The sequence below is a fragment of the Peribacillus sp. SIMBA_075 genome (assembly GCF_046534585.1).
Genome location: NZ_JAWRYN010000075.1, coordinates 1 through 11,154, shown reverse-complemented (window position 1 = coordinate 11,154; position 11,154 = coordinate 1). Strand labels below are relative to the sequence as shown.

Genomic DNA, 11,154 nt, shown 5'->3' with positions numbered 1-11,154 from the left:
GTCTAACCTTTACCTGAGTAATGTGACCATTCTCAATTTAAGTTAGAAACATTTCGCACAACTAACGCACCCGTTAGTTCAATAAGGATAATGAAATAGAATTCTCAAAACAGCCCATAGAAGTAACCCTGCAATAATAACTAGAACTCGAATTACCCAATTCTTCACTCCATAAATCCTCCTGATAATTGATAAGATATCCACCCTTGTAACAATTATTTGTCTACCTGATATTACTCCTTTAAGGGCTTTGGAAAAGACCTTTTTTATATCTTCTCATCGTCAACTAACCTGCCAGTTAGTCGAATAAGAAAAAGGTTGCGTAGCAACTTTAATTTGTTGAACTACTGCACCCTTTAGTTGAAGAAGAACTCATTCCTTGAACTTTAGATTATTTTAAATAACAATTTGATTAAGTATTAGCCCTAAAATTAAAAACCCAACAATAAAAGCACCTATATGAATTAAAATCTTATATCTCAACTTAATTTTTAATAAGAAATATAACTTAAAGACGAAATAAATTATTATCAAATCAATAGGTGTCTTAATCAGTGAAACAATTAATTTATTATTGATATGGAACTGTTCATAAATAATGTCTTTAAAAAAATAATTATTTGCTATACCAATCATAGAAAACACGACTTGATAAACAAAAAATTTAAAGAGGTTCATACAATTCCAACTCCCCTATAAATAGCGTTAATCCCTTCTTTAATTAATGCACCCGTTTAGTTGCATAAAGAAGGATCTGCCTAAAAGACAACTCCGATCTAAAGCTAACGGACCCGTTAGTTGAAGAAAGTTGTAATTTATTTACGGTTTTGAACAGCTTTATATTTTCCGAAATAAGGGAAGCTAAGCATGACGGCAAAAAATAAAACTAGTATGATCGGCAATCCTACATAAAAAGGAATATAAAAAGGGAGAAGATTACTGGAGTTAAGAATGAATATGAATATTGGTACCAACAATGCAACTATGATTCTGGTCATCGTAGTAACTTCATGTTTAGTTCCACATTTCTTGCATATAAGTGGCTGATAACCAAAACCAGCTGTAGTGGTCCTTTCCACTTCTCTCCATGTAAATTGATTTTCGCAAGATTCACACTTCTGTATGTTCAAAAAAAAACACCTCTCTTTACAGAGAATCTTAGCATGAACTCTAACCTTATTCTTCAAGAAAAATTTCCCGAAATTTCTTCAACTAACGCACCCGTTAGCATTCCTGTAGAGCATTAATTATCGGCTTTGAAAAAAACAGAGCCCCTCAGTATGATGAGAGTACACACAAACCAAAACTCATCTTAAGGAGGAAGCTCTACTATGAATTTTAAAATGCAAAACAAACAAAATCAACTAATTGAGAGAATTACGGATCGACATCTAGTTGTTGGTGTGGATATTGCTCAACACGTACACGTGGCCCGTGCTGTAAACTTTCGGGGCATTGTGGTCGGGAAACCCTTGTCTTTTGAAAATAACGAAGAGGGTTTTACTCGATTACTAAACTGGATCCAGGAACTAAAACAAATGAAAAACCTAGACACCACGATAGTCGGAATGGAACCTACCGGTCATTATTGGATAAACCTTTCAAAGTGGCTAGTCAAACAAAACATTGATGTCGTCACGGTCAATCCTCACCATGTCAAAAGAAACAAAGAAAATCGTGATAATACGCAATCCAAAAGTGATAAAAAAGATGCCCTTGTCATCGCTGATATGGTGAAGAATGGCTACTATGCCTTCGTTCGTTCCACTTCAGAATCATTTGAAAAACTTCGTGTCCTTATGGCTAACCGAGATGTGATCGTTAAGCGTCTTGTAAGCTCCATCAACCAAATTAACCGCTGGGTGGATGTTGTTTTTCCCGAGCTCCGGCAAGTGTTTAAAGACGTATCATGTAAAGGGGCAATCGCAACCCTACGCCTCTTTCCTACCCCAGCTGAATTATGTTCCTTACAGCCTCAAGATATCGTAACCGGGTGGAAATCATGTATGAAGCGACATTCCGGGCATAAAAAAGCCCGTTCCCTGCTTGCGTTGGCCAAGCGTTCAATTGGTACGAAACAAGCCCTTGATGCGTATAAACTTCACTTGGGACAGTTATTAGAGGAATATGATCTCGCTTCATCTCAACTCGAAAGAGTGACGCAAGAAGTCACAAACGTATTGGAACAGATTCCATTCGTTAAGCAAATACTTGCCATTAAAGGAATCAGTGAGATTTCACTGGCGGGAATCTTAGGAGAAGCTGGAGATCTGAGTGGGTTCGCTCACGGGAATGCGCTCCTTCGTCATGCAGGATTGCATCTCGCTGAGGCAAGCTCTGGGAAGTGGAAAGGCCAAATTGTTCTTTCCAAACGTGGAAGATCACGCCTGCGGCGTTACCTCTTCCTTGCGACCATGAGTCTGGTGATGAATAACCCTGAGTTTAAAGCCCTACACTCGAACAATGTTAAAGTGAAGAAGATTAAGAAAATGAAATCCATCATGAAACTTTGTGGAAAACTCGCCCGTGTCCTAGTAGGGATAGCTCGTAATGGCACTGCCTATAAACTGGAAATGATCTTCCCTCTTGAACAACTAGCAGCGTAAATTTATCACATTGTTATTTAACGAAAGTTGGCTTATTCGTAGGATTTCAAAGAAAGCACGAAGTACTGGATGTAATGAACAAAAGGGCAATGACCCGTTCCGTTAGCAAAACCGGCCTCCACCCCTTGGATAGGTATGACGAAGGAATGAAAGGGCATAGGATTATGACCCGTTGAGACATGGGAGGGAAAGCCTCCAGGGGCAGCGTGGAAATGCGTGCAGTATATGTAATAATATGGGATTTTCAATAGATCCCCTATTTCAATCTGCCCTCATCTTATCAAAACGGTCCTATCTCTTTCGTTCATCTAAAGCAACCTATACCATGTGGTTTGAAATCCTGCGAATAAGCGAGTATTCGTGAGCATTATCTATTAAACTGAGGGAGTTCATTAAGAAAAGCGATTCAAAAAAGAAGATACGCCCCAGGTCAAAATCATGAACAAGGTGGCATTAAACTCGTTTTCGGTTGATCCTTTATCTTTTTGGTTTATCGACGCTCTTAATAGAATGGGATGCTGCTCCTTTATTTGCTAATGCTTGAGCTAATTCCTTGGGTATATCTCTAGTCATTCCCTATCACCTCACATATCAAGAGCCTTGCCATTAAGCCTTTAAAATATAAAGGTCCATCCACACGGAACGGCTCTAGTGCAACTAATGGAACTACCCATGGTGAAACAGAGGTAGCAAAACTTTTCGCTAAGAAAGGTCCTAAAGGTTTATACTCCAATTTTGAACATCACGTGCACTCCAATCATTCACCAAAACTAATCCAAATACATAATCTTCAGCTTCTTCAATTCTTACAGATTCACCAAGTTTATTATCTTTTCCAATAATCCAGCCAACTTCTAATTTAAGATATAACGGCTAGAATGGACCAGCAATACAAAACCATAGAAAAACAATCCGAACTGACCCGCGTTTTAGTGGAACGTCTAAACGAAAAATCAAAATATGAAGAAGAACGAGAAAAAGGTTTAATGAACGATTAGATAAAATAGTCGCTGAAGTATCTGCTGCCGTGGTTAAAACGATGGAAAAGAAAGAAGAACAGCTTTTATTAATGGCCAAGGAAGAAGTGGAATCCACTAAAAAAGAAGTGGCTGCTACTAAAGAGGCAATAGAAACTATTAAAGCAGAAAGAGAAGCGGAAAAAACAGAAAAAAAGGCTTCATTGCTCGACTTTTCGGAAAGTGAACAATGAAGCTTATAAGCTCTTTTTCTATGCCCAAATAAAAAAGGAGTATGACCAACAATGTCTAATAAGTCATACCCTAATTATATAACATTCACCAGGTAAAACCCAGTCCCGGCCTAGTCACCGGGGTTATTGGATTTTATATTCTATCGAGGTTATCATTCTATTCTAAGTTCCTTTTGCATTTCAGGATACTTTTCATGTTTTTTTGAAGTGAATAACTCAAAGTCTATTAATATGCTGTTACTGACATCGAAGCACTTACATTGGAACCAGCAAACGCGTACCTGCACCATAAATCAAAATAAAAGTAAGTTCCAGTAACAGGTCTTATACTATTACGGCTTCCTGCATTTTCAATCCAATAATTATAGTAATATATATTTTTACTCCGTACTGATTGCCAAGCCCTTGCTTTAACCTTAACACTTCCGTAGTTATCTACGCGTAACTGTACTATTTGACCGGGATAAATCCAAAGTCTACCTGACTCATAAGCATTACCTTCACCAATGTAAATTGTTTTTGATGTTACAGCTTCTGCTTTTGAATTTGTCATGAACATAATTAGGTAAAAACGTACATGCAGTTAAAAACAAATACAATTTTTTCTTCATAAATGATCACCTCCTTGTTCATTGGTGATGATTTACAAAGTGAGTATATTATGTAATTTTTTTCAATAACATCAGTCTTTTGGAGTATTTTTAAAGTATTTGGAGTGTTGCTATCGAGGTCATACGCGAAATTAGAAACTGTTTCGTGGGGGGATGTAGGTGTAATTTTAACGTAGCGTCCTCTTTTTTCGTTGATTCACTCATTTTTACTCTCATTTACTTCCTCTTTTTTATTAGTCTAGAAATTCCGGTAATGTAAACTAGTGTAAAATAAGAATGTACTAAAGATGAGATGAAAGAGAAAAAGGGTGCTTATCTAAAATTAGATAAGCACCCTTTTTCTATTTGGCGTCTGTCAACGGTACCGGACCGAAGGGAGGATAAGGGGTTGATAGACTCACTTCACCAAGACCCTCTTGGTGTCTCAAAAGCCCGCGGTCTTGTTTTTGGCCATGTTTTAGCATAGTTTCGGTACAATAATCGGAACAAGTTACCATTTATAGAGGTATTTTATTTTTTTCCGGATTGCATTGACTGCTAATAAGAGTAATGGAAGAACAAGTCCGTACGTTGAAACGTATATCGGCCAAATTTCTTTATCAAATGTGCCTACATAGACAATATTAGGATGTGCAATCAAGGAAAACGAAATCACGATCATCCCTAAAGGTAGCGTAAGTGGCCGATAATCTTTCATATTCAATGTTTGTGCAAGACCGATAACGGACGCGTAAAAGTAAATAGCCGTTTTAAAATAAATCGTGATAACCCACATGATAGCCATTATTGCTTCAATCCTTTGAAGAAAATCACCAACGTTTATTTTTCTGGCCACAGCATAACTTGGATATGTTTGTCTGGCACTATTATCTGCGCCTAAAACAAGAATAGTTAAAGCGATAATGATAAGTAAACAGATTCCGCCGATTAGTATTCCAATAAAAAAGTTTTTTTCAGCTGCTTTTGGTTGATTCACTGAAACAGGAAAAATCATTAATAAAACAATAAATGGTATAGAAAAAATACTTGTAAAAATAAAAACAGCATGAATCATCGGTTTTATTCCTGTTTCAAATACGGGTTGTATATTTTCAAACTTAAATTGAACAGGAGGTAAAAATATTGAGGCCACTAGAACTATGAATAAAAAAACAAAGAAAGGAAATAAAATTTCTCCAGTACGAGCCAACGTTTCAAGACCAAGGCGAATTCCCATAATTAAGATGCATGCGAAAAGAATATAGATCGCTTCAATGGGTGTATCAGGCATCATCTGCGTAGTTAAGAAACTCCCAACAAAAAACAATAGTGTTGCAGTGGAGTTAAGTGAAAAGAATATAAACGTAAGAGAAACTGCCTTACCTAACCATTTTCCGAGAAGTGTTTCATTGATTTCAACAAGTGTCATAGTGGGGAACATCCTGCCTATAGCGATATATAAAGCCACCAGCAATAAACCTATGCCTATACCGATTACAGCTGCAATCCAAGCATCTTGTTTTACCTCTTGAGCCAGCCTATTAGGAATAACTAAGATGGTCGTACCTATAGAAAATAAAATAACTAATATTGCAAATTGCCGAGCACTAATTTTAATATCTTTTACCATAGTTCAACATCCCCTCAATGGTTATAATCCCTATTGTTGCCCTTGTTTTGTTAGAATAAACTCTAGCTTTAGGAGTGCTGCTACATTTGGCGTCTGTCAATGGTAAGCGTACCGAAGGGAGCATTAAGGAGTTTACGGACTCATCTAACAAAGACCTCTTGGCATGTAACAAACCAGCTTTTGTTCCTACCTACCGGTGAGGGAGCCTTCCAAGGTTGGTAGATTGATTTTTTTAGTGCAATCCAACGTGCTACGTTGGCTGGGTGGTGGACGAGTAACCCACGGTCTTAAAGGGGGAGCGAAGCGTATTGGGGTACCAAATATACAAGGATTTTAGAATGGCTTCTCCCAAGATTGATTGGGAGGGGGTCATTCTAAATTGTCTAAATGTAACCTTATTCCTTGTATAAGCCCAACCAATTATTTCATTTTTTCCAGGAATGAATTACCAACCGTACCGAGGCGTCGGATTTCTCCTTGTACCTTTATATTTACAGGCAAGTTCTCAAAATTTTTATCCCAATCTTTTTTGAGTTTTTTCCAGGCTTTAGGATCAGCTCGATGAACCGCCTCACCAAATCCAAAAATGTCTACTTTATAATTTTCCTGTACCTGTTCTATTGCCTTTTTGAAGATTTCCTTCGTTTCTTTTTCATAAATTTCCTCTAATTTTTCAATCGTTTCTGGTTTTGTCAAATCGATATGGCATTCTACTTCACCTACATTGCCTTCCACACGAACATTTAGATCTATCTCAGGTTTTCCATTCTTTATCTTACCCTTCATTTCCGTGTTTGACTTTTTCACTTCATACACAGCTTTTCCGCCTTTAGGACATGGTATATTCACAACTGTACTTTTCTCCTTGTTTGTAATAACGTTATACGTTTTGCTTTGTTTCTCATCTAACCAACCGACTAATTTATCCTTTTTGAATGCAGCTAAGTTACCATACTTTACTCGAGCAGGGGAATCAATCATTTCTACATTCTGTTTGCTCAAAGAAGTTTCTTCATCACCTTTTATATCTGCTTGGATTCCTGTTAACACCGGTTTTTTTCCGTCACTTACCATACCCGCGATCAATTCATCTAATGTAACGGCACTTGTACCTGCCCATGCTTTTTCTGAGACTTCAAGGGTACTAAACAAATTATTGGCAGGTATTTTTTCTAAAGCTGTGGGTACTTTCAGGATATCTTCTGCGTTCATTCCCTTAGCTACGACGGTATAAAAATCTGATCGCATTTCCCAGTCTCTTGAGAGAAAATCTAACAGTTTTCCAATTCCTTCTCTTGCTAATGACTCACCAATCACGAGTATTCGGAGATGTGAAGGATAAATTTCCCTTGGGGATTCTTTTGTCATTTTTCTGATAGCTTCAAATATGGTTTTCCCTCTCGCCTGATAGATGATGACCGATGAAAGTCCGCTACCTCCACCATCCTTTCCAGCTACTTCTCCTGGATTTACTACTTGGGCGGTTACAAGATATTGACCATCCTTTGTACTATCCAGACCTATGGCCAGCGTAATAGCAAGTTCATTTAATTCACGACGATTCCAGCAACCCGTAGTGATAAATAGAAATACAATCAGCATGATAAGCATTGTAAAGCTCCGTTTCATAGGTTAAACTCCTTTCGCTCGATTTTTTTCTATTATTTGGTTTATTACGGGTTATGTGACGATTTCATTTTATGATCCATCTTCGCTCTTGCCCAAACGTTGAAATTAAAGAACTACCGTATGTTGACTTTTCTTCTAGGGAAGAGCATCATAAGCTTATCTATTGTCTATTTTCCAAATATAGTCTATTTCCAAGCATCTATTAAGACTATATTTATTCCTTATTCTCTAACTTGTAGGCTTTTTTTCTCTCAAATATTATTAGGGCTAGCGATCGTTCGAAAAAAAACGTAAATCCTGATCGGAAGATAAAATTCGCACATAAGAGATTAGAATACATGTTACGGTAAATGCTTCTAAAAAAATAATACCTTAGATTCGATGATTTATAACGTTAATGATAAATGATTACATGCCCATTTTTGCCGTTCTAAGCATCTTTTGCATATTCCATTTTCATTTTAATAATTTTTCAATCATGTCGGAAAGCGGTTTATAAATATCTGTAATCCAATCTAGTGGATTGGGAATCTTGATATTCAGCGCTTGGGCGATGCTTAACGCGGGACCGAATAGTAGAAGAATGGAAAATATCCATAGTTCCTTTTTTAATTTTTCCTCACCAAAGGAGGAACATCAATCGCGATGATCACAGCGACGATGACAAGGATTCCTGCAACAGCCACCACTTTCAACTACTCCTTTCTCTATTTGCTTTATGAATGGGATACGGTCCGTCAAATCTTTGTATTTACCTTATACATTCACAGACAAGTCAAAATTCCAATCATTCTTATACCTTTTTGGTAGCTTAGAATCGCCATGATAAATGATTTCATCCAATCTAAATAGAAGCATTTTGTGTATTTTGACGCCTTTTAGATAATTTTAGTTTCAATCTTACATTTTATTCCGTTGCGGTTTCGGTGCCGAATTTTGTTCACGTTTATTGTTTTTCTGGCTGATTAAACGGGGGCGAGCAAACATCCACGTTATAGGTACCCGAATAAACGTATCCTTAATGTCTTCACGGATAAAAGGACCAAAAGGACTCATATAGGGAACCCCAAAGGAACGCAAGCTGCACATGTGAAGAACAAGTGCAATGAACCCAACCATTATCCCGAATATGCCGAAAGAGGCAGCAAGCGCCATCATCGGGAAACGGAGCATTCGAATCGACATGGACATGGTAAACGCAGGAAGAACAAAGCTTGAAATAGCCGTGATTGCAACAACGATTACCATGGCAGCCGATACGATTCCAGCCTCTACTGCCGCTGTTCCTATCACCAGTGTTCCTACAATAGATATAGCTTGTCCTATAGCTTTTGGCATTCGTAAACTAGCTTCTCGCAAGATTTCAAACGCCCCTTCCATCATGAGAGCTTCAATGAATGCAGGAAAGGGAACCCCTTCTCGTTGAGCGGATAGACCAATCAGCAGTGGGGTTGGTAACATTTCCTGATGGTACGTGGTAATAGCGATATATAAGGATGGTCCTAGTAGAGCAATAAAAATAGTAAAAAAACGAAGCATACGAATAAGGGTGCTAATGTCTGCACGCTGATAATAATCTTCCGCAGACTGAATAAAGGAGATGAACAGTGCAGGAACGACTAAAACAATCGGCGTTCCGTCCACTAGTATGGCAACTTTCCCTTCCAAAAGCTCCGCGGCAATCACATCAGGACGTTCCGAATAATATATAGTCGGAAAGGGACTATACGTTTCATCTTGAATCAATTCCTCAATATAACCACTTTCTAGGATTCCATCGATATCGATTCGATCCAGACGCTTGTGCACTTCTTCGACGACTTTGTCATTCACAATTCCATCAATATACATGATTGCTACATCGGTTTTGGTCAATTCTCCAATTTTTTTCGATTCCAACCAAAGTCGGGGGGTTTTTATTTTTCGACGAATTAACGCCGTATTGGTACGCAAGTTCTCCGTAAAACTTTCCTTTGGCCCCCTAACGACGCTTTCCGTGGTGGATTCCATTACACCACGGTCTTTTCCTCCACGCATACCGATTGTAAAACCTTGTGCATATCCATCCAATAAGAGAATAACATCCCCTGATAACAGGGAATTCAGTAAAGAACTGAATTCCGTAACATCCTGTATGTCTCCAACCGCAAGGATGCGATCTTTCAATACTTGTAAAACGTTCTGTTGAGACGATATCATAGGCATCTGATCGGGGTGGATATCTAACATGAGTGATTCCATGATAAAGTTCTGAATGGAATTAGTGTCCACCAAACCATCGGTATAAAAAATACATGCTTTAACGATTCCCTCTTTTCCAATTTGTATTTCTCTAATCACGATGTCGCCGCTATTTCCAAGCTTTTGCTTTACATGTTGAATGTTTCCTTGGAGGCTTGTTTTTAACAAGTCTTTGTTCGTTTTCTTATTTTGATTGTCTTGTTCGAATGAGGAGAGATTAACTCTGTTTTTTCTTTGTTTCTTAAATAAACTCATACATTTTATCCCCCACTCAGCCTTTTTTTCTTTAGAAGGTGGACTTATTAATTTACTTTCAAAATTATTGAGAAAAGATTCGATAAGATAATTTTAAAAAAGACATTTTTATTCATGAGTTTTACTTTAACACCCTTCCTTTTTTTAAAGCCGCCCCATAATAGAACTTTGTAATCATTAAAGATTATTCAACATTTCATCCCCTTTATTTGTAAGGTGATAATATAATATTTTCTTTTTGGTCTAACTTGTGTTTCTTCCAATAAGAAATTGCACAGTTATTTTTAGTTATCCTATTTAATATTGGATCTATGGAACCGTTAGGGATTTGAAATGTAGGTGTTTTTTCAATGCACTTGTTATTTCATATTTTATTCACTACTATGTATTTGCTAAGGTCCATTTATAAAAATAATCTTGACTTTAAGCCATGAAGATTCACAGGCGAGCAAGTCACTGCTGTTCTCTAAAGATTCTTTCTTATTTTTAAGTTTTTCATCTAAATGTTCACTAAGTTCCTGTTTGTTTGAAGTAAATTCTGTTTCTTCATAAAACAAGGTTTGCTCTCTTTTTTATTATCCGATTTTATGCATTGTTCATTTTCTTTTAACACTCCAAGTTTATAGTGTTACCGAATGAAGTGTTCGATGTCCTCACTATTATCATGGCTATTATCCAATTTTTAATACATTAGAAAATAAATAGTTATACGAGAGTATTGCGGGATTTAGGAAGCCTTTCAGTCATCTCTACTGTGGGCCAAACACCTTTATGTGTGATTAATGGATTAGTGAATTTTATCCATCGTATATGCATATTATTTGAGGATAGAACCATAAACGAGAGCAGGGGGAAAAGGGGGCGATAACGTCAAACTCTTACCTATCTGTCATGAAGAAGAGAAATAAAAAGAGAGCTGGTATTATCCCCTACAGGTAGACAGAGTAAAAAGAGAGCATGATAAAATGTTCTTAACAGTCTATCTGAGAGGGG

The 11,154-nt window shown here is 37.3% G+C and carries 9 protein-coding genes and 1 pseudogene; 3 read left to right on the top strand and 7 right to left on the bottom strand.

All coding sequences use genetic code 11. The features are described 5' to 3' along the window. Window positions 1-815: 815 nt before the first annotated feature. On the bottom strand, window positions 816-1,130 hold the full coding sequence (locus SB775_RS26630) for a TIGR04104 family putative zinc finger protein (RefSeq protein WP_410864127.1): 315 nt from the start codon (window positions 1,128-1,130) through the stop codon (window positions 816-818). Between the two features lie 201 nt (window positions 1,131-1,331). Here SB775_RS26630 and SB775_RS26625 point away from each other — a divergent pair, with 201 nt between their 5' ends. Beyond that, a complete protein-coding gene (locus tag SB775_RS26625) occupies window positions 1,332-2,606 on the top strand; it encodes an IS110 family RNA-guided transposase (protein ID WP_410864126.1) in 1,275 nt (424 codons plus the stop codon). 714 nt (window positions 2,607-3,320) lie between these two features. Here the strand turns inward: SB775_RS26625 and SB775_RS26620 are convergent. Then, window positions 3,321-3,410, bottom strand: coding sequence for a fumarylacetoacetate hydrolase family protein (locus tag SB775_RS26620; protein WP_410864129.1), 90 nt, complete (start codon window positions 3,408-3,410; stop codon window positions 3,321-3,323). 235 nt (window positions 3,411-3,645) lie between these two features. Here SB775_RS26620 and SB775_RS26615 point away from each other — a divergent pair, with 235 nt between their 5' ends. After that, window positions 3,646-3,816, top strand: a complete 171-nt coding sequence (locus SB775_RS26615) for a hypothetical protein (RefSeq protein ID WP_410864125.1) — start codon at window positions 3,646-3,648, stop codon at window positions 3,814-3,816. A gap of 1,101 nt (window positions 3,817-4,917) precedes the next feature. Here SB775_RS26615 and SB775_RS26610 read toward each other — a convergent pair. Both SB775_RS26610 and SB775_RS26605 read right to left on the bottom strand, forming a co-directional pair. After that, entirely contained in the window at window positions 4,918-6,036 is a 1,119-nt protein-coding gene (locus SB775_RS26610) for a GerAB/ArcD/ProY family transporter (RefSeq protein ID WP_410864124.1), read from the bottom strand. Between the two features lie 420 nt (window positions 6,037-6,456). Beyond that, the gene (locus SB775_RS26605) at window positions 6,457-7,665 is read right to left on the bottom strand and encodes a Ger(x)C family spore germination protein (protein WP_410864123.1); all 1,209 of its coding nucleotides are present in this window, start codon (window positions 7,663-7,665) and stop codon (window positions 6,457-6,459) included. A 645-nt stretch (window positions 7,666-8,310) separates the two neighbouring features. Between SB775_RS26605 and SB775_RS26600 the strand changes: the two genes are divergently transcribed. Next, a complete protein-coding gene (locus tag SB775_RS26600; RefSeq protein ID WP_410864122.1) occupies window positions 8,311-8,475 on the top strand; it encodes a hypothetical protein in 165 nt (54 codons plus the stop codon). 90 nt (window positions 8,476-8,565) lie between these two features. Here the strand turns inward: SB775_RS26600 and SB775_RS26595 are convergent, their stop codons facing one another. From SB775_RS26595 to SB775_RS26585, 3 genes and pseudogenes are all read right to left on the bottom strand, one after another. Continuing rightward, window positions 8,566-10,161: a spore germination protein gene (locus SB775_RS26595; RefSeq protein WP_410864121.1), complete on the bottom strand. Its 1,596-nt coding sequence runs from the start codon at window positions 10,159-10,161 to the stop codon at window positions 8,566-8,568. A gap of 215 nt (window positions 10,162-10,376) precedes the next feature. Then, window positions 10,377-10,536 (bottom strand): annotated as a pseudogene (locus SB775_RS26590) (PadR family transcriptional regulator); the annotation flags it as partial. 17 nt (window positions 10,537-10,553) lie between these two features. Further along, window positions 10,554-10,718: a hypothetical protein gene (locus SB775_RS26585; protein WP_410864120.1), complete on the bottom strand. Its 165-nt coding sequence runs from the start codon at window positions 10,716-10,718 to the stop codon at window positions 10,554-10,556. Window positions 10,719-11,154 lie beyond the last annotated feature (436 nt).

Coding starts and splice junctions, on each gene's coding strand:
- SB775_RS26625 (WP_410864126.1), top strand. CDS start 1,332: ATGAATTTTAAAATGCAAAACAAACAAAATCAACTAATTGAGAGAATT.
- SB775_RS26615 (WP_410864125.1), top strand. CDS start 3,646: ATGGAAAAGAAAGAAGAACAGCTTTTATTAATGGCCAAGGAAGAAGTG.
- SB775_RS26610 (WP_410864124.1), bottom strand. CDS start 6,036: ATGGTAAAAGATATTAAAATTAGTGCTCGGCAATTTGCAATATTAGTT.
- SB775_RS26605 (WP_410864123.1), bottom strand. CDS start 7,665: ATGAAACGGAGCTTTACAATGCTTATCATGCTGATTGTATTTCTATTT.
- SB775_RS26600 (WP_410864122.1), top strand. CDS start 8,311: ATGATCACAGCGACGATGACAAGGATTCCTGCAACAGCCACCACTTTC.
- SB775_RS26595 (WP_410864121.1), bottom strand. CDS start 10,161: ATGAGTTTATTTAAGAAACAAAGAAAAAACAGAGTTAATCTCTCCTCA.